The following is a 21,911-nucleotide window of genomic DNA, read 5'->3' on the forward strand; positions in this document are numbered from 1 at the left end:
TGGGACGCGCCGGGGGAGCGCACGGTTCCCCGTGAGCGCCCCGGCCGGAACAGCCGTAAGGAAATGCGGGACTAGTTGCCGTACTCCGGCATGGCCTCCAGCAGCCGTGCCGACCTCGCAGGGACGGAGACACCGTGAATGCGGGACGGGGAGACCGGACGGGAAACGACCTTCTCCGGGGCGGCCCAGTGCGGAGCCATCCGGGCGCAGTCGCCGCGCAGGGAGGCGAGGCCGCCTTCGAGGTCGGCCGGGGCGGGGGCGATGCGGAACTCGACGTTGGTCATAGCCGAACCGTAAGCACCGAGGCGCCCGCGAAGAAAGATCTACTATCGGGTAGTTTCGGCTGCTTCAGTGGCGCCGCTCCACCGGGTAGCGTGAACTGTCAATCCCCCTCCCCACAGGAGAGTCCACGCCGTGCGCATCGCAGTCACCGGCTCCATCGCGACCGACCACCTCATGACGTTCCCCGGACGTTTCTCCGACCAGCTGGTCGCGGACCAGCTCCACACGGTCTCGCTCTCCTTCCTGGTCGACAACCTGGACGTCCGCCGGGGCGGGGTGGGCGCCAACATCGCCTTCGGGATGGGACAGCTCGGCACCCGGCCCGTCCTGGTCGGGGCCGCGGGCGCGGACTTCGACGAGTACCGCGCCTGGCTGGACCGCCACGGCGTGGACACCGAGTCCGTCCGTATCTCCGAGACGCTGCACACCGCCCGCTTCGTGTGTACCACCGACGCCGACCACAACCAGATCGGCTCCTTCTACACGGGCGCGATGAGCGAGGCCCGCCTGATCGAGCTGAAGACCGTCGCGGACCGCGTCGGCGGCCTCGACCTGGTCCTGATCGGCGCCGACGACCCGGAGGGGATGCTCCGCCACACGGAGGAGTGCCGCTCCCGCGCCATCCCCTTCGCCGCCGACTTCTCCCAGCAGATCGCCCGGATGGAGGGCGAGGAGATCCGGATACTGCTGGAGGGCGCCACGTACCTGTTCTCCAACGAGTACGAGAAGGGCCTCATCGAGTCCAAGACCGGCTGGTCCGATGCCGAGATCCTCGCCAAGGTCGGCCACCGCGTCACCACCCTCGGCGCGCGCGGCGTCCGGATCGAGCGCGCGGGCGACGACCCGATCGAGGTCGGCTGCCCCGACGAGGAGCGCAAGGCCGACCCCACCGGCGTCGGCGACGCCTTCCGCGCCGGGTTCCTCTCCGGGCTCGCATGGGGGGTCTCGCTGGAGCGTGCCGCGCAGGTCGGCTGCATGCTGGCCACGCTCGTCATCGAGACCGTGGGCACGCAGGAGTACCAGCTGCGGCGCGGGCACTTCATGGAGCGGTTCACGAAGGCGTACGGGGAGGACGCGGCCGCGGAGGTCCGGGAGCACCTGGGCTGACGGGTCCGTCCGGGCGCGGGTGCGGGGGGCAGGCCGCCCGGCTCCCCGCGCCCCCGGAGTGGGTCAGCCGAGCCGGCGGACCACGTACGCCGCTCCCCTCTCCGACGGTTCCTCGCCCTCGTACGCCTGGCCCGTCATCTCGCACCACGCCGGGATGTCCAGACGGGCCGCCTCGTCGTCGGAGAGCACCCGGACCAGGCCGCCCACCGGCACGTCCCCGATCACCTTCGCCAGTTCGATGACGGGGATCGGGCAGCGCTTGCCGAGGGCGTCCACGACCAGGACGTCCTCCGCCACGGCCGTGGCGGGTGCCGGTGCCCCGAGCTTCTCCCGGACCCCCGCCACCACCCCCGGCAGCACCCCGAGGAACCGCTCCACGTCCTCCTCGGCCGCCCCCGCAGGCAGCGACACCCGTACGTTCCCCTCGCTCAGCACCCCCATCGCCTTGAGCACATGGCTCGGCGTCAGGGTGCTGCTCGTGCAGGACGAGCCCGACGACACCGAGAAGCCCTCCCGGTCCAGACCGTGCAGCAGCGCCTCCCCGTCGACGTACAGACAGGAGAAGGTGACGATCCCCGGCAGCCGTCGCTCCGGATCGCCCACCACCTCGACGTCCCCGACCAGTTCGGGCACCCGCAGCCGGATCCGCTCCGTCAGCTCCCGCAGCCGTACCGCCTCCCGGTCGGCCTCGGCCCGTACCGCCCGCAGGGACGCCGCGGCCGCCACGATCGCCGGCAGGGCGCCGAACTCCTCCGTCCCCCGGGCCGCGTACCGCACCCCCTTGCGCACCACCAGCAGCCCGACCCCGGACGGCCCGCCCCACTTGTGGGCACTGGCGGTCAGCACCGACCAGTCACCCTCCACCCGCCCCCAGCCGAGCGACTGCGCCGCGTCCACCAGCAGCGGCACCCCGGCCGCCCGGCACGCCTCGGCGACGGCCGCCACCGGCTGCTCGGTGCCCACCTCGTGGTTGGCCGACTGCAGACACGCCAGCGCGGTGTCGGGGCGCAGCGCCTGCGCGTACCCCTCCGCCGCCACCGCCCCGCTCCGCGCCACCGGCACCCGCGTCACCGTGCCGCCGTCCGCCTCCAGCGCTTCGGCCGAATGGAGCACCGAGGAGTGTTCGACGGCTGACACGATCAGGTGACGTCCGATCCGCCGACGGCCGGCCAACACCCCTGCGACTCCCGTCCGGACGGCCCGGGTCCCGGACGAGGTGAACACCAACTCGTCCGCGCGACACCCCACCGCCTCCGCGGCGGCCTCGCGGGCGGCGTCGAGCAGGATCCGCGCCCTGCGCCCCTCCTGGTACAACCGCCCCGGATCGGCCCACCCCTCGTCCAGGGCGGCCAACAGGGCCTGACGGGCCACGGGGTGGAGGGGAGCGGCGGAAGCGGCATCGAAGTAGGCCATACGGCCACGTTAGAACGTGGGTGGGCGCCCCAGGGCGCGGGGAACTGCGCGACCGGCCACGAAAGCACCCGCACTCGCCGAACAGCCGCACTCGGCGCACTACTAGGCGCTTTCGGCTGACCCGCGGCGCGTATGGCACCCCTCCCCGAGAACCCCCGGAGGGCGTCGGCTAGGGTTTGGTCCGCATAAACATCCAAACCCCTGCCCGACGCAGGGCGGCGACCGACCAGCGAGAAGGCCGCAGCCGATCAGCGCGGGCGAGACTCTCGGGAAGGCGCTACGTGAGTCCCAACGGCTCCGACCGCTCGCCGCGGCGCCCGATGCGGCGGAAGCTGCTGCAGGCAATGACCGCGGGCCTGGTCCTGGCGACCGCCACCGGTTGCACATACAAGGACTTCCCCCGCCTTGGCATGCCCACCCCCGTCACAGAAGAGGCTCCGCGGATCCTCTCCCTGTGGCAGGGCTCCTGGGCGGCCGCGCTGGCCACCGGCGTGCTGGTGTGGGGCCTGATTCTGTGGAGTGCTTTCTTCCACCGGCGCAGCCGCACGAAGGTCGAAGTTCCTCCGCAGACCCGGTACAACATGCCGATCGAGGCGCTGTACACGGTGGTCCCGATCATCATCGTCTCGGTGCTGTTCTACTTCACGGCCCGCGACGAGTCGAAGCTCCTCAGCCTCGAGAAGAAGCCCGACGTCACGGTCAACGTGGTCGGCTTCCAGTGGAGCTGGTGCTTCAACTACATCGAGAACGTCGAAGGCTCCACCGGCGACGCGAAGACCGACGAGAACCTGGCCGCGATCCCGGACCGGTACAAGAAGGACTTCCCGGCCGACGCGGGCGGCGTCTACACCTGCGGTGTCCCCAACGAGCGGAACCCGCAGACCAACAACCCGGGCCCGACCCTGTGGCTTCCTGAGGGCAAGACGGTCCGCTTCGTCCTGACCTCGCGTGACGTCATCCACTCCTTCTGGGTGGTGCCGTTCCTCATGAAGCAGGACGTCATCCCGGGTCACACCAATGCCTTCCAGGTGGTCCCCAACCATGAGGGCACCTTCCTGGGCAAGTGCGCCGAGCTCTGCGGCGTCGACCACTCCCGGATGCTGTTCAACGTGAAGGTCGTCTCTCCCGAGCGCTACGCGCAGCACCTCAAGGACCTCGCCAAGAAGGGGCAGACCGGTTACGTTCCCGCGGGCATCGAGCAGACCGCCCATGAGAAGAACCGGGAGACGAACAACCTGTGAGCATCCTCAACGAACCCCAGGGTGCCGCGGCAGCTGAAGGCTCATACGAGAACGAGCTGCCGGTCCGGCGCAAGCAGCCCGGCAACGTCGTGGTCAAGTGGCTCACCACCACCGACCACAAGACCATCGGTACGTTGTACCTGGTGACGTCGTTCGCGTTCTTCCTGATCGGCGGCGTGATGGCGCTGCTCATGCGCGCCGAGCTGGCCCGTCCGGGCCTGCAGCTGATGTCGAACGAGCAGTTCAACCAGGCGTTCACGATGCACGGCACGATCATGCTGCTGATGTTCGCGACGCCGCTGTTCGCCGGCTTCACGAACTGGATCATGCCGCTCCAGATCGGCGCGCCCGACGTGGCGTTCCCGCGGCTGAACATGTTCGCCTACTGGCTGTACCTGTTCGGCTCGCTCATCGCCGTCGCCGGCTTCCTCACCCCGCAGGGTGCGGCCGACTTCGGCTGGTTCGCCTACTCCCCGCTGTCGGACGCGGTCCGCAGCCCGGGCATCGGCGCCGACATGTGGATCATGGGTCTGGCCTTCTCCGGCTTCGGCACCATCCTCGGCTCGGTCAACTTCATCACCACCATCATCTGCATGCGCGCGCCGGGCATGACCATGTTCCGCATGCCGATCTTCGTGTGGAACGTCCTGCTGACCGGTGTCCTGGTCCTGCTGGCCTTCCCGGTCCTCGCGGCCGCGCTGTTCGCCCTGGAGGCGGACCGCAAGTTCGGTGCCCACGTCTTCGACGCGGCCAACGGCGGCGCCCTACTGTGGCAACACCTCTTCTGGTTCTTCGGCCATCCAGAGGTGTACATCATCGCCTTGCCGTTCTTCGGCATCATCAGTGAGATCATCCCGGTCTTCTCCCGCAAGCCGATGTTCGGCTACATGGGCCTGATCGCCGCGACGATCGCCATCGCCGGTCTGTCCGTGACGGTGTGGGCGCACCACATGTACGTCACCGGTGGCGTCCTGCTCCCGTTCTTCTCCTTCATGACGTTCCTCATCGCCGTCCCGACCGGCGTGAAGTTCTTCAACTGGATCGGAACGATGTGGAAGGGCTCGTTGTCCTTCGAGACACCGATGCTCTGGGCGGCGGGCTTCCTCATCACCTTCACCTTCGGCGGTCTGACCGGCGTCATCCTGGCCTCCCCGCCGATGGACTTCCACGTGTCCGACTCGTACTTCGTGGTGGCGCACTTCCACTACGTCGTCTTCGGCACCGTCGTCTTCGCGATGTTCGCCGGCTTCCACTTCTGGTGGCCCAAGTTCACCGGGAAGATGCTCGACGAGCGCCTTGGCAAGATCACCTTCTGGACGCTGTTCTTCGGCTTCCACGGCACCTTCCTGGTCCAGCACTGGCTGGGCGCCGAGGGCATGCCGCGCCGGTACGCCGACTACCTGGCCGCCGACGGCTTCACCGCCCTGAACACGATCTCGACGATCAGCTCGTTCGTCCTCGGTCTGTCGATCCTGCCGTTCCTCTACAACGTGTGGAAGACGGCCAAGTACGGCAAGAAGATCGAGGTCGACGACCCGTGGGGCTACGGCCGCTCCCTGGAGTGGGCGACCTCCTGCCCGCCGCCGCGGCACAACTTCCTCACCCTGCCGCGGATCCGCAGTGAATCCCCGGCGTTCGACCTGCACCACCCGGAGATCGCCGCGCTCGAGCAGCTGGAGCACGCCGGCCACGGTGCCATCGCGGGCAGCAAGGAGGCCGGCAAGTGAAGGTCCAAGGCAGGATGTTCACGTGGCTGAGCGTGTTCATCCTCATCATGGCGGTCGTCTACGGCGTCTGGTCGAAGGAGCCGGCGGGCACCACGGCCCTCTTCCTGGCCTTCGGTCTGTCCATCATGATCGGCTTCTACCTGGGCTTCACGGCCCGCCGGGTGGACGCGGGCGCCCAGGACAACAAGGAGGCGGACGTCGCGGACGACGCCGGCGAGCTGGGCTTCTTCAGCCCGCACAGCTGGCAGCCGCTCGCGCTCGGCGTCGGTGGCGCCATCGCCTTCCTCGGTGTCGCGATCGGCTGGTGGCTGCTGTACTTCGCCGCCCCGATCATCCTCATCGGCATCTGGGGCTGGGTCTTCGAGTACTACCGCGGTGAGAACCGCACCCAGTAGCACGCGCCGAACCCACGGGAGCCCGGACACTCCGTCGAGGAGAGTCCGGGCTCCTTCGTTCGCCGCAATCCCTGTCCTCCATACGTGGCGTCCAGCGCGCCGTGGTTGACGCGGCTCCCTAGCGTGAAGCCATGAGCCACACACCCCGCCCCCGCACAGTCGTCAGCTGCACGGTGCTGGTGATCGCCCTCGGAGCGGGCGTCGTCACCGCCTGCGGATCCGACGGCAACCCCCTCGCCGAGCGCCCCTACGACGCGAGCGACCGGATCTCCTTCAACGGCCCCGACGGCGACGGCAGGAAGGCCGACCCGGACAAGCCGCTGGAGGTCGTCGCCCGGGACGACGACGAGCCCCTCACCGACGTCACCGCCGTGGACGCCTCAGGGCGCTACGTGGCGGGCGAACTCGCCGCCGACGGCAGCCGCTGGCACAGCACCGAGCCGCTGGCCGCCGACGCCCACTACACGGTCCGGGTGAGCACCGAGGACGCCGACGGCGCCCCCGGCCGCCGGGTCCTCACCTTCGACACCGGCAAGCCCAGCGGCGAGAAGCGCCTGACGGTCGAGCTCGGCCCGGACCAGGGCACGTACGGCGTCGGCCAGCCCGTCACCGCCAAGCTCAGCGAGCCCGTCAAGGACCCGGCCCAGCGCGCGATAGTCGAGCGCGGTCTCAAGGTCGACTCCACGCCCTCCGTGCCGGGCGCCTGGTACTGGGTGGACGACAAGGAACTCCACTACCGTCCCCAGGAGTACTGGCCGGCCCACGCCACGATCCGCGCCCACAGCAACCTCGACGGCATCCGGATCAGCGACCGTCTGTGGGGCACCACGTCGAAGGACGTCACCCTCACCATCGGGGACCGCGTCATAGCCGTCACGGACGCCTCGTCCCACTCGCTGACGTTCTACAAGAACGACGAGGTGATCAACACCATCCCGGTCACCACCGGCAAGCCCGGCTTCGAGACCCGCAACGGCGTCAAGGTCGTCCTCGGCAAGGAACAGTTCGTCCGGATGCGCAGCGCCACGGTCGGCATCGCCGAGGGCTCCTCCGAGTCGTACGACCTGCCCGTCTACTACGCCACCCGGCTCACCTGGAGCGGCGAGTACGTCCACGCCGCGCCCTGGTCCGTGGGCTCGCAGGGCTACGCGAACGTCAGCCACGGGTGCACCGGCATGAGCACCGCCAACGCCGAGTGGTTCTTCGACCACGTCCGCCAGGGCGACGTCGTCAAGGTCGTCAACAGCTACGGCGACACGATGGAGCCGTTCGGCAACGGCTTCGGCGACTGGAACGTCGACTGGACGAAGTGGAAGACCGGCAGCGCCCTGACCACGGGCAAGCACAAGACCCAGCCGGACACGTCCACCCTGCGGCCCACGGCTGTGTAGCTCCCTTCAGGGGCGCGGGGGACTGCGCGATCAGCCGGCGCCGGCCCGCAGTCGCCCCACCACCCGCACAGGCACCCTCTCAGGCGCTCTGCAGCCTCTTCTCCCGCAACAGGGAAGCCAGCGCGCCCGCGAACTCCACCGGCTCCACCGGCAGCGTCACAGCCGCCTCGGCCCGGCTCCACGTGGCCAGCCACGCGTCCTGCGGCCGGGCGATCAGCAACAGCACCGGCGGACACTGGAACACCTCGTCCTTGATCTGCCGGCACACCCCCATCCCGCCCATCGGCACGGCCTCGCCGTCCAGCACGCACACATCGATCCCGCCCTTGTCCAGCTCCCGCAGCACCGCGTCCGGAGTGGCGCACTCCACGAACTCGACCACCGGTACGTCGGGAGCCGGCCGCCGGCCGGTGGCCAACCGCACCTGCTCACGCGTGCGGGAGTCGTCGCTGTAGACCAGCACCGTCGCGGTCGCCTGCATGCTTCCTCCGTGACCTCAGCGTCGTACGGACAGAACCGATGCGGCGGATGCTACTCCCTTGAACACCTCGTCAACAGCGCTTGGAACACCACTTCGATGGGCCATACGGGGCCTACCCGGCCTGCTAACACTCCGAACGGCACCCCCCGGAGTGAGGGCGGGATAAGCGACCGACATAATGTCGGTCGTGGCGACAGCAACGACAGTAGAAACCGGGCACGCGCACCCGTCGGTCAATCGGCCGAACCTCACCAGCGTCGGAACCATCATCTGGCTGAGTTCCGAGCTGATGTTCTTCGCGGCCCTCTTCGCGATGTACTTCACCCTGCGATCGGTGACGGGTACCGAGTACTGGAAGAGTCAGGCCGAGTTCCTGAACTTCCCGTTCTCGGCGACGAACACCACGATCCTGGTGCTCTCCTCCCTCACCTGCCAGCTCGGCGTCTTCGCCGCCGAGCGCGGTGACGTGAAGAAGCTCCGGGGCTGGTTCATCGTTACGTTCATCATGGGTGCGATCTTCGTCGGCGGTCAGATCTACGAGTACACCGAGCTGGTGAAGAGGGACGGGCTCTCGCTCTCCTCCGGCCCGTACGGCTCGGTCTTCTACCTGACCACCGGCTTCCACGGACTGCACGTGACGGGCGGTCTCATCGCCTTCCTGCTGGTCCTGGGACGTACCTACGCGGCCAAGAGGTTCACCCACGAGCAGGCGACCGCCGCGATCGTCGTGTCCTACTACTGGCACTTCGTCGATGTCGTCTGGATCGGCCTCTTCGCCACGATCTACATGATCAAGTAGCACGGGCCCGTTCCCGCATACGCAAGCATCGACGCAGAAGATCCTGACACCGGGGTAATCCGTGAAAAAGCTCTCCGCACGACGACGCCATCCGCTGGCGGCGCTCGTCGTCCTACTCCTCGCGCTGGCGTGCACGGGGGGGCTGTACGCCGCGTTCGCGCCCGCGAGCAAGGCGCAGGCAGATGAAACCGCCCAGTCCCTGGCCATCGACGAGGGCAAGAAGCTCTTCGCCGTAGGCTGCGCCAGCTGCCACGGCACCAAGGGTCAGGGCAGCTCCGACGGCCCGAGCCTGGTCGGCGTCGGCGCCGCCGCCGTCGACTTCCAGGTCGGCACCGGGCGTATGCCCGCCGCGACCTCCCAGGGTGCCCAGGTGCCGCGGAAGAAGGTCATCTACACCCAGGCCCAGATCGACCAGATGGCCGCCTACATCGCCTCGCTCGGCGCGGGTCCGAACGTCCCGACCGATGCCGAGTACGGCACGCAGGACGCCGACATCGCCAAGGGCGGCGAGCTGTTCCGCACCAACTGCGCGCAGTGCCACACGACCGGCGGCAAGGGCGGTGCCCTGACCCACGGCAAGTTCGCACCGCCGCTCGACGGCGTGTCCCCGAAGCACATCTACGAGGCCATGCAGACCGGCCCGCAGAACATGCCGTCCTTCCCGGACACCACGCTCACCGAGCAGAACAAGAAGGACATCATCGCGTACCTGAACGCGATCGACGGCGACGAGACGGTGAACCCGGGCGGTCTCGACCTGGGCGGCCTCGGCCCGGTCAGCGAGGGTCTCTTCGCGTGGATCTTCGGTCTCGGTGCGTTGATCGCGGTCGCCGTCTGGGTCGCCGCTCGGACCGCAAAGGCCAAGAAGTCATGAGTAGCCAAGACATTCCAGAAGAGAACCTGCCCGCTGAGCAGGACAGCCACGGCCACGGTGGGGTAGCCGTCGCGGACGAGAAGAACCCGTTCGCCGACCCCGGACTGCCGCCCCACGAGCACCGCATCCAGGACATCGACGAGCGGGCCGCCAAGCGGTCCGAGCGCGCGGTCGCCCTGCTGTTCACGGTGTCGATGCTCGCCACCGTCGGCTTCATCGTCTCGTACGTGGCGATCCCGATCGACAAGTCGATCTTCGTCTTCCCGATCGGGCACATCAGCGCGCTGAACTTCGCGCTGGGTCTGACCCTCGGCACGGCGCTGTTCACCATCGGCGCTGGCGCGGTCCACTGGGCCCGCACGCTGATGTCCGACGTCGAGGTCGCCGACGAGCGTCACCCGATCGCGGCCGAGCCCGAGGTCCGCGCCAAGGTCCACGCGGACTTCCGGCAGGGTGCCAAGGAGTCGGTGATCGGCCGTCGCAAGCTGATCCGCACCACGATGTTCGGCGCGCTCGCCCTGGTGCCGCTCTCCGGTGTCATGCTGCTGCGCGACCTCGGTCCGCTGCCCGAGGACAAGCTGCGCCACACGCTGTGGGCCAAGGGCAAGCTCCTCGTCAACATGAACACGAACGAGCCGCTGCGTCCCTCGGACGTGGCCGTCGGTTCGCTCACCTTCGCCAAGCCCGGCGGCCTGGAGGAGCACGACGAGGACTTCCAGAACGAGATCGCCAAGGCGGCCCTGATGATCGTCCGGCTCCAGCCGGAGGACATCAAGGACAAGCAGGAACTCGAGTGGTCCCACCAGGGCATCGTGGCCTACTCGAAGATCTGCACCCACGTCGGCTGCCCGATCTCGCTGTACGAGCAGCAGACGCACCACGTGCTGTGCCCCTGCCACCAGTCCACCTTCGACCTCTCCGACGGCGCCAAGGTCATCTTCGGCCCGGCCGGTCACGCCCTGCCGCAGCTGCGCATCGGCGTGAACGACGAGGGCTACCTCGAGGCGCTCGGCGACTTCGAAGAGCCCGTCGGTCCTGCCTTCTGGGAGCGCGGATGAGCACCAACGAGAACGCACAGTCCCGCGACCGCGGGAAGGCACCGGCCGGCGAGCGGATCGCCGACTGGGCCGACGGCCGGCTGGGGATCTACTCCCTCGCCAAGGCCAACATGCGCAAGATCTTCCCCGACCACTGGTCGTTCATGTTGGGCGAAGTGTGCCTGTACAGCTTCATCATCATCATCCTCACGGGTGTGTACCTGACGCTGTTCTTCCACCCGTCGATGAACGAGGTGGAGTACCACGGCAGCTATGTCCCGTTGCAGGGACAGCTGATGTCCGAGGCGTTCAACTCGACCATGCACATCTCCTTCGACGTGCGCGGTGGTCTGCTGATCCGGCAGATCCACCACTGGTCGGCGCTGATCTTCCTCGCCGGCATGTTCGTGCACATGATGCGTGTGTTCTTCACGGGCGCGTTCCGCAAGCCGCGTGAGATCAACTGGCTGTTCGGCTTCCTGCTGTTCGTCCTGGGCATGTTCACCGGCTTCACCGGTTACTCGCTCCCGGACGACCTGCTCTCCGGCACCGGTGTCCGCTTCACCGAGGGCGCGATCCTGTCGATGCCGATCGTCGGCACGTACATCTCGATGTTCCTCTTCGGCGGCGAGTTCCCGGGCCACGACTTCGTGGCGCGGTTCTACTCGATCCACATCCTGCTGCTGCCGGGCATCATGCTCGGCCTGGTGGTGGGGCACCTGATCCTGGTCTTCTACCACAAGCACACGCAGTTCGCGGGCCCCGGCAAGAGCAACAAGAACGTCGTCGGCATGCCCCTGCTGCCGGTGTACATGGCCAAGGCGGGCGGCTTCTTCTTCCTGGTCTTCGGCACGATCGCGGCCATCGCGGCGCTCGCGCAGATCAACCCGGTGTGGGTCTTCGGCCCCTACCGTCCGGACCAGGTGTCCACCGGCGCCCAGCCCGACTGGTACATGGGCTTCGCCGAGGGTCTGATCCGCTTCATGCCGGGCTGGGAGGTCAACCTCTGGGGCCACACACTGGTCCTGGGCGTCTTCATCCCGCTGGTCCTGTTCGGTGTCGTCCTCGCGGCGATGGCGCTGTACCCGTTCATCGAGTCGTGGGTCACCGGCGACAAGCGCGAGCACCACATCCTGGACCGTCCGCGCAACGCCCCCACGCGCACCGCGCTCGGCGTCGCCTGGGTCACGATGTACATGATCACGCTGGTCGGCGGTGGCAACGACCTGTGGGCCACCCACTTCCACCTGTCGATCAACTCGATCACCTGGTTCGTCCGGATCTTCTTCTTCGTCGGACCGGTCATCGCGTACATCCTCACCAAGCGCATCTGCCTCGGCCTCCAGCGCCGCGACAAGGACAAGGTGCTGCACGGTCGCGAGACCGGCACCATCAAGCGCCTGCCGCACGGTGAGTTCATCGAGGTCCACGAGCCGCTCAGCCAGGAGCAGCTCTTCACCCTCACGGCGCACGAGCAGTACGAGCCGGCCGCGGTCGGCCCGGCGGTCGACGAGAACGGCGTCGAGCGCAAGATCAAGCGGTCCGAGAAGCTGCGTGCCAAGATCAGCGGCGCGTACTTCGGCGAGGACCAGCAGATCCCGAAGCCGACCGTCGAGGAGTACAAGGAGATCACGAGCGGCCACGGCCACCACTGATCGTCCGGCGTCGCCACGCCGTGTGTGAAGGGCCCCGTCCGGTGTGCGGACGGGGCCCTTCGCCGTGTCCTGACCTGGATAAGGTGGCCCCACATGGTTCTACGACACCCAGGAGCGGCTATGAGCGCTGTGACCCCCGCTGGAGGCGACACCGCGGCGGGCCGTTCCTGGCCCGACGTGCTGAACGCCCTGCTCTACGGCCGTGACCAGAGCGCCGACGCCACCGCCTGGGCGATGGACCGGATCATGCGGGGGGAGGCGACGGACGCGCAGATCGCCGGGTTCGTGGTGGCGCTGCGGGCCAAGGGCGAGACCGTCGAGGAGATCAACGGGCTCGTGCGGACGATGTACGAGCACGCCAACACGATCGAGGTGCCGGGCCGGACCGTCGACATCGTCGGCACCGGCGGCGACGGCGCCAAGACCGTCAACATCTCCACCATGTCGGCGATCGTGGTCGCCGGCAGCGGCGCCACCGTCGTCAAGCACGGCAACCGGGCCGCGTCCTCCGCCTCCGGCGCCTCGGACGTGCTGGAGAAGCTGGGCGTCAATCTGGAGCTGACCCCGGCGCGCGTGGCCGAGGTGGCCCGGGAGGCCGGGATCACCTTCTGCTTCGCCATCAAGTTCCATCCGGCGCTGCGTCACGCGGGTGCCGCGCGCGGCCAGTTGGGCATCCGCACGGTCTTCAACATCCTCGGCCCGCTGACCAACCCGGCCCGGGTGCGGGCCCAGGCGGTCGGCGTCGCGGACCCGCGCATGGCCCCGGTCGTCGCGGGCGTCTTCGCCGAGCGCGGCCACTCCTCGCTGGTGTTCCGGGGCGACGACGGCCTCGACGAGCTGACCACCACCGCCACCTCTCGGGTGTGGGTGGTACGCGACGGCAAGGTCACCGAGGAGGTCTTCGACCCGCGGGACGTCGGCATCGAGCTGGTACCGGTGGAGGCCCTGCGGGGCGGCGACCCGTCGTACAACGCGGAGGTCGCCCGCCGCCTGCTGGAGGGCGAGCAGGGCCCCGTGCGGGACGCCGTGCTGCTGAACTCGGCGGCGGCCCTGGTCGCCGTGGAGCCGGGCCCGGGCACCCTCGCGGAGCAGATCCGCGCCGGTATGGACCGCGCGGCCGAGTCCATCGACTCGGGCGCCGCCAAGCGGGCCCTGGACCGCTGGGTGGCCGCCACCCGCGTCTAGGGTGTGGAGCGCGGTCCCGCCATGCGGACACGAGTTGCGGGACCGCGATCACTTCCCGTACGTTCCTGTACCAGGTCATGAGTGACAGTCATGAGGCCCCGGCCGACTGTCCGGCAACCCTCCGTCCGTGGCGGGGTGCCCCGGGTGAAGACCAGGCCGTGGGCAGCGAGGTCTACGGCAAGCGCGGACCCCTCGCGAAACACCAGGGGTCCTGGTCGTCGAGGGAGCCTTCTGTGAGCAAGCGAATGCGTTAGGGCGCCGAGCCCCGCCTCCGCACACCCCCTTTCACTTTTCCCCGTGCTCGAGCCGTAGCGGCTCGCACGGTGATTCCGCTTGCCCTTCACAGGAGTTCGCCATGTCTGTCTCCAGCGCTGCCACCGTCCGCCCCGTTGGTGACCTTTCGCAGGAGCTGCCCGTTCTCGGCAGGGATGTCACCGTCCCGCTCGTCACCGGCGGCGAGGTCACCTACGCGGCGCTCGACTACGCCGCCAGCGCCCCCGCCCTCCAGCGCGTCTGGGACGACGTGGCGGCCTACGCCCCGTACTACGGCAGCGTCCACCGCGGCGCCGGCTACCTCTCCCAGCTCTCCACGGACCTCTTCGAGAACGCCCGCCGCACGGTCACCGCGTTCCTGGACTGCCGCGAGGACGACCAGCTCGTCTTCACCCGCTCCACCACCGACTCCCTGAACCTGCTGGCCGCCGCCCTGCCGGCCGGCTGTCAGGTCTTCGTCTTCGAGACCGAGCACCACGCGAGCCTGCTGCCCTGGAAGGACGCCCGGGTCACCTACCTGGACGCCCCGCGCACCCCGCAGCAGGCCGTCGAGACCCTGGAGCGGGCCCTCGCCGCCCGTGACCCGCACGGTCCGGCCCTGGTCTGCGTGACCGGCGCCTCCAACGTCACCGGCGAGCTGTGGCCCGTGCGCGAGCTGGCGGCCGCCGCCCACGCGCACGGTGCCCGGATCGTCCTGGACGCGGCCCAGCTCGCCCCGCACCACCCGGTGTCCGTCCGCGACCTGGACGTCGACTACGTGGCCTTCTCCGGGCACAAGCTGTACGCCCCGTTCGGCTCCGGCGTGCTGGCCGGACGCGCCGACTGGCTCCGGGCGGCCGACCCCTACCTCGCGGGCGGCGGCGCCAGCCGCAAGGTCACCCGGCGGGAGGACGGGGGAGTGGACGTGGAGTGGCACGAGACCGCGGCGCGCCACGAGGCCGGCTCCCCGAACGTGATCGGCGCCTACTCCATCGCCTCGGCCTGCAAGGCCCTCACGGAGGCCGGCTTCGACACCCTCGTCGCCCGTGAGCAGCACCTGATCGCCCGGGTGCGCGCGGGCCTCGCCGAGGTCCCGCAGGTCAGGATCCTGTCCCTGTTCGGCGACGACGCCCCGCGGGTCGGCGTGATCTCCTTCGTCGTGGAGGGCTGGAACAGCTCCCACTTCGCCGCGGCCCTCTCCGCGGAGTACGGCATCGGCGTCCGCGACGGCCTCTTCTGCGCCCACCCCCTGGTCCGCACCCTGCTGGGCAGCGAGCCCCAGGCCCAGGGCGAGTGCGGTGCCCCCGAGGCGGCCCCCGGCGAGAAGTCCCTCAACGCCATCCGGGTGAGCTTCGGCGCCGGCACCCCCGACGAGCACGTGGACCGCTTCGTCGCGGCGGTCCGCGAGCTGGTGAGCGAGGGCCCGAAGTGGACGTACCGCACGGAGGACGGCCGCTGCGTCCCGGCGCTGTGAGGCGTCGTCCCGCCGGGGGCGGGGTTCAGCCGGTCAGGAGTCCAGGCCGATCGCGAACGCCGCCTCCAGGTCGTGCTGGGAGTACGTACGGAACGCCACGTGGGTGTCCGTGGCCTCGACGCCGGGGATCTTGCTGATGCTGCCCGGGATGACCTCCGCGAGGTCCTCGTGCTGCTGCACCCGGACCATGGCGATCAGGTCGTACGTCCCGGTCACGGAGAACACCTCGCTCACGGAGTCCAGCGCCGCGATCCGCTCGGCGATCTCGGGGATCCGGTCCACGCTGGTCTTGATGAGGACGATCGCGGTGATCACGGCTGGTTCTCTCCCTCGGGAGCCGGGACTGGGGCGGCCCTCACTCTAGTCGTACGGCCGAAACGCGCCCACGCGTAGGCGAACCCCAGGCCGAAGCCCACCAGGTGCGCCAGGTACGCCACGCCGGGCCCCTGGGCCGCCTGCCCCACGGCGATCCACTGGAGCGCCGCCCAGAACGGCAGCACCACCCACGCCGGGAACCGCAGCGGCAGGAAGAACAGGAACGGCAGCAGGCTGGTCACCCGGGCCCGCGGGAACAGGTACAGGAAGGCGCCCAGGACCGCCGAGATCGCCCCGGAGGCCCCCACCAGCGACTGCGGGGACCCGGCGTGGGCGGCCGCGTACCCGAGCAGGGCGAGACAGCCGCAGAAGAGGTAGAGGAGGGTGAACTCGACGCGGCCCATCCGCTGCTCGGTCATCGCCCCGAAGACGTACAGGAAGAGCATGTTGCCCAGCAGGTGCACCCAGCTGCCGTGGACGAAGAGGGCCGTGGCGGGGGTCAGGACGGCGCGCGCCGAGCCCGCGAAGAGTTCCACCGGGACCACGCCCCAGCGGCGGAAATAGGCCCGCTGGGCGGCCATGAGCCCCTCCCCGGTGCCGTACGCCGGATCGAGCCCCGAGGCCGGGCCGATCACGAAGACCAGACAGCACACGGCGATCAGCCCGTACGTCACCGGCGCGCAGGGGCCGCGCAGCGCCTTGCGGACGGTCGCGCTCCAGTTGCCGATCATGGCTACAGAGCATGACGTAACAGGGCAGAACGGACCGCTCCGCCTCGCGGTCGCGGACGGATGGGCGGCGAGTACCCGCCAGGCCGTAGGGTTACGAGCCATGCACAGCGGGGAGCCTCCGGCGCGACCCCGCTGGAAGACCGACACTAGAAGGACAGTCACGATGACGGTTCCCCTGCCGACCGCGACCACGCGGTGGCGCTGCACCCTCTGCGGCAACCTGACCAGGTTCGACGTGACGCGCTCGTCGAAGGTCGTCGAGTACGTGCACCTCGATCTCGCCGGGGAGCCGAAGGTGGAGGAGCGCGAGGTGGTCAGTGAGACCATCGAGTCGGTGCGGTGCCGCTGGTGCAACGCCGTGGATCAGGTGGAACTCGTGGATCGGCCGGGCGCCGGCTCCTGAGCGGAGTCGTCCCCGTACAGGTATTGGGGTGTGACGGATGGTGGAGAGCGCAGGCGGGGGGCCGGGCGACGGCGCCGCCGAGATGCTCGACCGTCCGCTGCCCGACGGCGTGCGCCGCCGGGTCGTGCAGATCGTCTCCGACGGCTTCGGCGGCCTGACCGTCGCCGAACTGCCGGCCCAGTTGCGGCAGTACGCCCGCTTCGCCCCGAATCGCCGGGCGAAGTTCGCGGGCAACGCGATGGCGGCCGCGCTGGAGACGGATCCGCTGTTCCGGCAGCGTATCGCCGAGAAGTTCAGAGACGCCCAGCCGGAGCTGTCCGGCGCCCTGGACTCCGGCTCGCCGACCCCGGCCGCGGATCCGCTCGATGTGGCGGCCGCGGCCTATGTGCTGCGGCCCCCCGGCTGGGTGAAGCTGGTGACGGCGGCCGGCGAGGAGGCCCAGCGGGCGGACGCCGAGCGGGCCGACGAGGAGAGCCGGGCGGAGCTGGAGCGGCTGCGCGAGGAGCTGGCGCAGGCCCGTGAGCAGACCCGTGCGGACACCGAGCGGCTGCGCGCCGAGCTGGAGGCCGCCAAGAAGGACGCGGAATCGCTGCACCGCAAGCTGCGTTCGGCCCTCAGTGACGTCAAGCGCGGCGAGGCGGCCCTGCGCAAGGTGCAGGGCGAGATCGAGGCCGTACGCGCCGAGGGGCAGGCCCAGGTGTCCGCCGCCGAGAGCGAGAGCCGGCGGCTCAAGGCGCGCCTCGGGGAGGCCGAGGCGGCCCTGGAGGCCAGCCGGCGGGCGGCCCGCGAGGGGCGCAGCGTCGAGGACATGCGGCTGCGGCTGCTGCTGGACACCGTCCTGGACGCCGCCCAAGGGCTGCGCAGGGAGCTGGCGTTGCCGCCGGTGTCGGTCCGCCCGGCGGAAACGGTCGATGCGGTCGAACCGGGGCGAATGACCCCGAAGGACATCGCGGCGCGCGCCCTCTCGGAGCACGATCCGGCCATTTTGGACCAGTTGCTGGCCCTGCCCCAGGCGCATCTGGTCGTCGACGGCTACAACGTGACCAAGACCGGCTATCCGCAGATGCCGTTGGAGAAGCAGCGGCTGCGGCTGCTCGGGCAGCTCTCGGCGCTCGCCGCCCAGACCGGCGCCGAGGTCACCTGTGTCTTCGACGGGGCCGAACTGGCCGCTCCGGTGCTGCTGGCGCCGCCGCGCGGGGTGCGGGTGCTGTTCTCCAAGGCGGGGGTCACCGCCGACGAACTCATCCGCCAGCTGGTGCGGGCCGAGCCTCCGGGCAGACCGGTCATCGTCGCCTCGACCGACCGCGAGGTCGCCGACGGGGTGGCGAAGGCGGGTGCCCGACCTGTGGCTTCCGCGATGCTTCTCAAGCGACTGTCCTGAAAACCGAAGGTGCAGGTTTAATGCCCGAATTGGCGGGATCGTCACGCAACGTAGGGTCAAGCGCGCATCACGCCACGTGAGTTACGTGAAAAAACTGCGTTGCGTGACGTGATTTTTGTGGCTGGGGATTTGAACTGATCACGGCGAGGTCACTAAGGTCTGGTGCTCGAACCTCCACACGGGTGATCACTCAAAAGAAGGAGCCCGTCTCCGTGGCGTCCCACCGTCGACCGAAGCAGCAGTCCCGCGCCCGCGTGACCGTGCTGACCACCGCAGCCGCCGCTGCCGTCGTGCTGAGCTCCCAGGCCGCCAACGCGGCCCCCAGCGAGAAGCTCAGCAAGGACGAGGTGAAGACCAAGGTCGACAAGCTCTACGAGGAGACGGAGCAGGCCACCGAGAAGCTCAACGGGGCCGAGGAGAAGCAGGAGAAGCTCCAGAAGGAGATCTCCACCATCCAGGACAACGTCGCCCGCGGCCAGGAGGAGCTCAACGAGCTGCGCGACTCCATAGGCCTGGCGGCCGCCGCCCAGTACCGCACGGGCACCATCGACTCCTCCCTCCAGCTCTTCCTGTCCTCCAACCCGGACGACTACCTGGACAAGGCGTCCACCGCCGACCAGCTCAGCGCCCAGCAGGTCGAGGCGCTGAAAAAGATCCAGGAGAAGCAGCGCGAGCTCGCGCAGGAGCGCTCCGAGGCCGCCGACAAGCTCAAGGACCTCTCGGCCACCCGCGCCGAGCTGGCCAAGCAGAAGAAGGCCGTCCAGAGCAAGCTCGCCCAGGCGCAGAAGCTGCTCAACACCCTCACCGCCAAGGACAAGGCCGCGTTGGCCGCCGCGGACGCGCGCGCCAGCCGCTCCTCCGCCGACCGTGTCGACCTCGGTGACACCGGGAGCGCCTCCGGCCGCGCCGCCGCCGCCTTCTCGGCCGCCCAGTCCAAGATCGGCTCGCCGTACGTCTACGGCGCCTCCGGCCCCTCCTCGTTCGACTGCTCGGGGCTCACCTCCTGGGCCTACGCCCAGGCCGGCGTCTCCATCCCGCGCACCTCCGAGGCGCAGTCCAGCTACGGCACCAAGATCTACTCCGTCGGCGACCTCAAGGTCGGCGACCTGGTGTTCTTCTTCAACGACCTGCACCACGTGGGCCTGTACGCGGGCAACGGCCAGATCCTGCACGCGCCGCGCACCGGCACGGTCGTCCGCTACGAGTCGATGGACACCATCGGCGGCCCCTTCATGTGGGGCGTCCGCGTCTGAGCCGTCCGGAGCCCCGGTCCTTCCAAGATCAGGACACGGCACCGCCCGAACGGGCGAATTACGGCAACCCGAAGTGACCCCGCGCCCCGCCGGTGACCTGCGTCAGCGGCGGGGCGTCACGGTGTGTGCCCGCGAAGGTCTTTGGCCGCCCCCCTGACACGGGGCTACTGTCTGCCGCGTTTCGTCCGCCAGTGGAAGGAGCGCGGCTTCCCGTGGGGTCCCATCGCCGCCTTGCACCGTCCGGGTTCGACCGGGGCGCCGTCAGCGCCCTCGGTGTGCTGTCCGCCGCGGCCGCCGCCCTCGGCGCCCTGACCGCCGTACCGGCCTCGGCCACGCCGCACGACGACACCCGATCGGAGGTGGACCGCCTCTACGAGGAGGCGGAGCAGGCCACCGAGGCCTTCAACAAGGCCGGTGAGCGTGCCGAGGCCCTGCGCCGGCAGCTGCGCCACGCCCAGGACCGGATCGCCCGCCAGCAGGGTCACATCAACGATCTGCGCGAGCAGCTCGGCTCGCTGGCCGGCGCCCAGTACCGCTCCGGCGGGCTCGACCCGTCCCTGGCACTGCTGTTCTCCGACGACCCGGCCGACTACCTGGACAAGGCGTCCGTCCTGAACCGGATCTCCGCCCACCAGGCGGGCGAGCTCAGGGAGCTCCAGGCCGCGCTGCGCGACCTGGCCCAGGAGCGCACCGAGGCCGCCGGGCAGCTCGCCGAGCTGGAGAGGAGCCGCAAGGCCGTCGCCGGTCACAAGCGGACCGTCGAGCGCAAGCTCGCCCGCGCCCGCCGGCTCCTCGACGCCCTGCCGGCCGCCGAGCGCGCCGCCTACGACCGGGCCTCCCGTTCCGGCCGCTCTGGCCTGCCCGGCCTCACCGGCGCCGTCCCCGCCTCGGGCCGTGCGGCCGCCGCCCTCGCCGCCGCCCGCTCCGCCCTCGGCAGGCCGTACGTCTGGGGCGCCAACGGACCCACCGGCTTCGACTGCTCGGGCCTGATGCAGTGGTCGTACGCGCAGGCCGGGGTGGCCCTGCCACGCACCTCGCAGGCCCAGGCGCACACCGGGCACCGCGTCCCGCTCTCCGAGGCCCGGCCGGGCGACATCGTCACCTACCGCTCCGACGCCAGCCATGTCGGCATGTACGCCGGCAACGGCCAGGTCATCCACGCGCCCTACCCGGGCGCGCCGGTGCGTTACGACCCGGTCGGGATGATGCCGGTGTCCTCGGTGACACGGCCCTGACCGCGGTCCCCTCCCGGGGACGGCCGTACGATCGGGAGGATGGCTGGTCGTGGGCGGGTGCGCGGATCCGGGGTCCCGGGTCTGTGTCTGCTGCTCGTCGGCCTCTTCCTCGCCGGCCCCTTCCTGGTCGGCTGCGGCGGCGGGCCCGCCACCGGCACCTCCCGCGCCGAGGTGCAGCGCCTGCTGGACCGGCGGGCGGCGGCCGTCCTGCGCCACGACGCCGACGCCTACGCCGCCACCGGCGCCCGCGCGGACTACGCGCGGCTGCGGACCGTACCGCTCGCCGCCTGGGCGTACCGGGTGACCTCGGTGCGCCGGGACGGCGACACGCTGACCGCCGGCGCCGAGCTGAGCTATCGCGTCCGCGACTACGACGGCGCCCCGGTCACCGTCGCCCGCACCCTGCGGCTGGCCCGGGACGCGGGCGGGCGCTGGCGCGTGACCTCCGAGCGGCCCGCGCAGAAGGCGGCCGAGCAGCTGTGGGACCAGGGCACGGTGACCGCGGTGCGCGGTGAGCACAGCCTGGTGCTGGGCACCGGACAGACCGCGGCGCGGCTGCGGGCCTTCGCCGACCTCGCCGACGACGCCGTCCCGTCGGTGTCGGCGGCCTGGGGTACCGACTGGGCGGGGCACGTCGTGGTCCTCGTACCGAAGTCGCTGGACGGCATGGCGGCGCTGCTCGGCTCGCCCGCCGCCTCCTACCGGGGCATCGCCGCGGTGACGACCGGCGAGACCGGCGGCGGGGCCGACGGCCGCTCGCGGTTCCCGGCCGACCGGGTGGTGGTCAACCCCGACGCGTACGCCCTGCTCGGCGCGCTCGGCCGGCAGGTCGTCCTCACGCACGAGACCACCCATGTGGCCACCCGCGCCCACACCGACGCAGCCACCCCGCTGTGGCTCTCGGAGGGGTACGCCGACTGGGTCGGCTACCGCGACGCCGGGCGCACCCCGCGCGAGGTCGCGCCCGAGCTGCGCGGCGCGGTCACCGGGGGGCGTCTCCCGGCCGCGCTGCCCACCGACGCCGACTTCGGCTTCTCCGGCGACCCGGACCGGCTGGCCCGGGCCTACGAGGGCGGCTGGCTGGCCTGCCGCATGATCGCCGGGCGGTGGGGCGAGGTGAAGCTGGACGCGTTCTACCGGGCCGTCGGGGCGCACCAGGAGCGCGCCGGGGCGGTCGAGGGGGCGCTGCGGAGCGTGCTGGGGGTGTCCCTGCCGGAGCTGACCGCGCACTGGCAGGCGTATCTGCGGGCGCAGCTCGGCTGAGCGAGCGCGTGGGTCCG

21 protein-coding genes and 1 riboswitch are annotated in these 21,911 nt (G+C 70.2%); of the genes, 16 read left to right on the top strand and 5 right to left on the bottom strand.

Annotated elements, in window-relative coordinates; all coding sequences use genetic code 11:
- Nucleotides 1–71: 71 nt before the first annotated feature.
- Nucleotides 72–284 (bottom strand): hypothetical protein, encoded by a 213-nt coding sequence (locus tag AQJ58_RS05065; RefSeq protein ID WP_067245088.1) that lies wholly within the window; start codon nt 282–284, stop codon nt 72–74.
- A 130-nt stretch (nt 285–414) separates the two neighbouring features.
- Here AQJ58_RS05065 and AQJ58_RS05070 point away from each other — a divergent pair, with 130 nt between their 5' ends.
- Complete coding sequence (locus tag AQJ58_RS05070) at nt 415–1,389, top strand: carbohydrate kinase family protein (protein WP_067245090.1); 975 nt, start codon at nt 415–417, stop codon at nt 1,387–1,389.
- Nucleotides 1,390–1,452: 63 nt separating this feature from the next.
- Here the strand turns inward: AQJ58_RS05070 and AQJ58_RS05075 are convergent, their stop codons facing one another.
- A complete protein-coding gene (locus AQJ58_RS05075) occupies nt 1,453–2,802 on the bottom strand; it encodes a cysteine desulfurase/sulfurtransferase TusA family protein (RefSeq protein WP_067245093.1) in 1,350 nt (449 codons plus the stop codon).
- Between the two features lie 281 nt (nt 2,803–3,083).
- Between AQJ58_RS05075 and coxB the strand changes: the two genes are divergently transcribed.
- From coxB to AQJ58_RS05095, 4 genes are all read left to right on the top strand, one after another.
- The gene (gene coxB / locus AQJ58_RS05080; protein ID WP_067245094.1) at nt 3,084–4,043 is read left to right on the top strand and encodes an aa3-type cytochrome oxidase subunit II; all 960 of its coding nucleotides are present in this window, start codon (nt 3,084–3,086) and stop codon (nt 4,041–4,043) included.
- Nucleotides 4,040–5,770 carry an aa3-type cytochrome oxidase subunit I gene (gene ctaD, locus AQJ58_RS05085; RefSeq protein ID WP_067245096.1) on the top strand — a complete coding sequence of 577 codons (1,731 nt, stop codon included), beginning with the start codon at nt 4,040–4,042 and terminating at the stop codon, nt 5,768–5,770. The genes coxB and ctaD overlap by 4 nt, the downstream gene beginning before the upstream one ends.
- The gene (locus tag AQJ58_RS05090; protein ID WP_067245098.1) at nt 5,767–6,165 is read left to right on the top strand and encodes a cytochrome c oxidase subunit 4; all 399 of its coding nucleotides are present in this window, start codon (nt 5,767–5,769) and stop codon (nt 6,163–6,165) included. Before ctaD ends, AQJ58_RS05090 begins: the two co-directional genes overlap by 4 nt.
- A gap of 131 nt (nt 6,166–6,296) precedes the next feature.
- A complete protein-coding gene (locus AQJ58_RS05095; protein WP_067245100.1) occupies nt 6,297–7,556 on the top strand; it encodes a L,D-transpeptidase in 1,260 nt (419 codons plus the stop codon).
- A 79-nt stretch (nt 7,557–7,635) separates the two neighbouring features.
- On the opposite strand, the gene AQJ58_RS05100 is transcribed toward AQJ58_RS05095, so the two are convergent.
- Nucleotides 7,636–8,037, bottom strand: a complete 402-nt coding sequence (locus AQJ58_RS05100) for a response regulator (RefSeq protein WP_067245101.1) — start codon at nt 8,035–8,037, stop codon at nt 7,636–7,638.
- A gap of 178 nt (nt 8,038–8,215) precedes the next feature.
- Between AQJ58_RS05100 and AQJ58_RS05105 the strand changes: the two genes are divergently transcribed.
- From AQJ58_RS05105 to AQJ58_RS05130, 6 genes are all read left to right on the top strand, one after another.
- Entirely contained in the window at nt 8,216–8,836 is a 621-nt protein-coding gene (locus AQJ58_RS05105; protein WP_067245103.1) for an aa3-type cytochrome oxidase subunit III, read from the top strand.
- 61 nt (nt 8,837–8,897) lie between these two features.
- Nucleotides 8,898–9,710: a cytochrome bc1 complex diheme cytochrome c subunit gene (locus AQJ58_RS05110; protein ID WP_067245105.1), complete on the top strand. Its 813-nt coding sequence runs from the start codon at nt 8,898–8,900 to the stop codon at nt 9,708–9,710.
- Nucleotides 9,707–10,768 (top strand): cytochrome bc1 complex Rieske iron-sulfur subunit, encoded by a 1,062-nt coding sequence (locus AQJ58_RS05115; protein ID WP_067245107.1) that lies wholly within the window; start codon nt 9,707–9,709, stop codon nt 10,766–10,768. Before AQJ58_RS05110 ends, AQJ58_RS05115 begins: the two co-directional genes overlap by 4 nt.
- Nucleotides 10,765–12,402 (top strand): cytochrome bc1 complex cytochrome b subunit, encoded by a 1,638-nt coding sequence (locus AQJ58_RS05120; protein WP_067245109.1) that lies wholly within the window; start codon nt 10,765–10,767, stop codon nt 12,400–12,402. The genes AQJ58_RS05115 and AQJ58_RS05120 overlap by 4 nt, the downstream gene beginning before the upstream one ends.
- Nucleotides 12,403–12,522: 120 nt before the next feature.
- The gene (gene trpD / locus AQJ58_RS05125) at nt 12,523–13,587 is read left to right on the top strand and encodes an anthranilate phosphoribosyltransferase (RefSeq protein ID WP_067245110.1); all 1,065 of its coding nucleotides are present in this window, start codon (nt 12,523–12,525) and stop codon (nt 13,585–13,587) included.
- 73 nt (nt 13,588–13,660) lie between these two features.
- Nucleotides 13,661–13,777: riboswitch (SAM riboswitch) on the top strand.
- Nucleotides 13,778–13,942: 165 nt separating this feature from the next.
- The gene (locus tag AQJ58_RS05130) at nt 13,943–15,313 is read left to right on the top strand and encodes an aminotransferase class V-fold PLP-dependent enzyme (RefSeq protein WP_067245112.1); all 1,371 of its coding nucleotides are present in this window, start codon (nt 13,943–13,945) and stop codon (nt 15,311–15,313) included.
- A gap of 33 nt (nt 15,314–15,346) precedes the next feature.
- Here the strand turns inward: AQJ58_RS05130 and AQJ58_RS05135 are convergent, their stop codons facing one another.
- Nucleotides 15,347–15,628, bottom strand: a complete 282-nt coding sequence (locus tag AQJ58_RS05135) for an Lrp/AsnC family transcriptional regulator (protein ID WP_067245114.1) — start codon at nt 15,626–15,628, stop codon at nt 15,347–15,349.
- Nucleotides 15,625–16,359 (bottom strand): rhomboid family intramembrane serine protease, encoded by a 735-nt coding sequence (locus AQJ58_RS05140; RefSeq protein ID WP_067245116.1) that lies wholly within the window; start codon nt 16,357–16,359, stop codon nt 15,625–15,627. Before AQJ58_RS05140 ends, AQJ58_RS05135 begins: the two co-directional genes overlap by 4 nt.
- Before the next feature lie 163 nt (nt 16,360–16,522).
- Here AQJ58_RS05140 and AQJ58_RS05145 point away from each other — a divergent pair, with 163 nt between their 5' ends.
- From AQJ58_RS05145 to AQJ58_RS05165, 5 genes are all read left to right on the top strand, one after another.
- On the top strand, nt 16,523–16,762 hold the full coding sequence (locus tag AQJ58_RS05145) for a hypothetical protein (RefSeq protein WP_055541554.1): 240 nt from the start codon (nt 16,523–16,525) through the stop codon (nt 16,760–16,762).
- Between the two features lie 37 nt (nt 16,763–16,799).
- Nucleotides 16,800–18,143 carry an NYN domain-containing protein gene (locus tag AQJ58_RS05150; RefSeq protein ID WP_067245118.1) on the top strand — a complete coding sequence of 448 codons (1,344 nt, stop codon included), beginning with the start codon at nt 16,800–16,802 and terminating at the stop codon, nt 18,141–18,143.
- A 212-nt stretch (nt 18,144–18,355) separates the two neighbouring features.
- Nucleotides 18,356–19,396, top strand: coding sequence for a C40 family peptidase (locus AQJ58_RS05155; RefSeq protein ID WP_067245119.1), 1,041 nt, complete (start codon nt 18,356–18,358; stop codon nt 19,394–19,396).
- Nucleotides 19,397–19,608: 212 nt separating this feature from the next.
- Nucleotides 19,609–20,631, top strand: a complete 1,023-nt coding sequence (locus AQJ58_RS05160) for a C40 family peptidase (RefSeq protein WP_067245121.1) — start codon at nt 19,609–19,611, stop codon at nt 20,629–20,631.
- Between the two features lie 39 nt (nt 20,632–20,670).
- A complete protein-coding gene (locus AQJ58_RS05165) occupies nt 20,671–21,894 on the top strand; it encodes a Cif family virulence factor (RefSeq protein ID WP_067245123.1) in 1,224 nt (407 codons plus the stop codon).
- The last annotated feature ends 17 nt before the right edge of the window (nt 21,895–21,911 follow it).

Source organism: Streptomyces sp. DSM 15324 (assembly GCF_001514285.1).
GTDB lineage: Bacteria > Actinomycetota > Actinomycetes > Streptomycetales > Streptomycetaceae > Streptomyces.

Bases quoted from the DNA above. Each gene is read 5' to 3' on its own strand.
- AQJ58_RS05140 (WP_067245116.1), bottom strand. From the start codon at position 16,359: ATGATCGGCAACTGGAGCGCGACCGTCCGCAAGGCGCTGCGCGGCCCC.
- AQJ58_RS05130 (WP_067245112.1), top strand. From the start codon at position 13,943: ATGTCTGTCTCCAGCGCTGCCACCGTCCGCCCCGTTGGTGACCTTTCG.
- AQJ58_RS05105 (WP_067245103.1), top strand. From the start codon at position 8,216: ATGTCGGTCGTGGCGACAGCAACGACAGTAGAAACCGGGCACGCGCAC.
- trpD (WP_067245110.1), top strand. From the start codon at position 12,523: ATGAGCGCTGTGACCCCCGCTGGAGGCGACACCGCGGCGGGCCGTTCC.
- AQJ58_RS05150 (WP_067245118.1), top strand. From the start codon at position 16,800: ATGGTGGAGAGCGCAGGCGGGGGGCCGGGCGACGGCGCCGCCGAGATG.
- AQJ58_RS05095 (WP_067245100.1), top strand. From the start codon at position 6,297: ATGAGCCACACACCCCGCCCCCGCACAGTCGTCAGCTGCACGGTGCTG.
- AQJ58_RS05065 (WP_067245088.1), bottom strand. From the start codon at position 284: ATGACCAACGTCGAGTTCCGCATCGCCCCCGCCCCGGCCGACCTCGAA.
- AQJ58_RS05075 (WP_067245093.1), bottom strand. From the start codon at position 2,802: ATGGCCTACTTCGATGCCGCTTCCGCCGCTCCCCTCCACCCCGTGGCC.
- AQJ58_RS05115 (WP_067245107.1), top strand. From the start codon at position 9,707: ATGAGTAGCCAAGACATTCCAGAAGAGAACCTGCCCGCTGAGCAGGAC.
- AQJ58_RS05145 (WP_055541554.1), top strand. From the start codon at position 16,523: ATGACGGTTCCCCTGCCGACCGCGACCACGCGGTGGCGCTGCACCCTC.
- AQJ58_RS05165 (WP_067245123.1), top strand. From the start codon at position 20,671: ATGGCTGGTCGTGGGCGGGTGCGCGGATCCGGGGTCCCGGGTCTGTGT.
- AQJ58_RS05120 (WP_067245109.1), top strand. From the start codon at position 10,765: ATGAGCACCAACGAGAACGCACAGTCCCGCGACCGCGGGAAGGCACCG.
- AQJ58_RS05100 (WP_067245101.1), bottom strand. From the start codon at position 8,037: ATGCAGGCGACCGCGACGGTGCTGGTCTACAGCGACGACTCCCGCACG.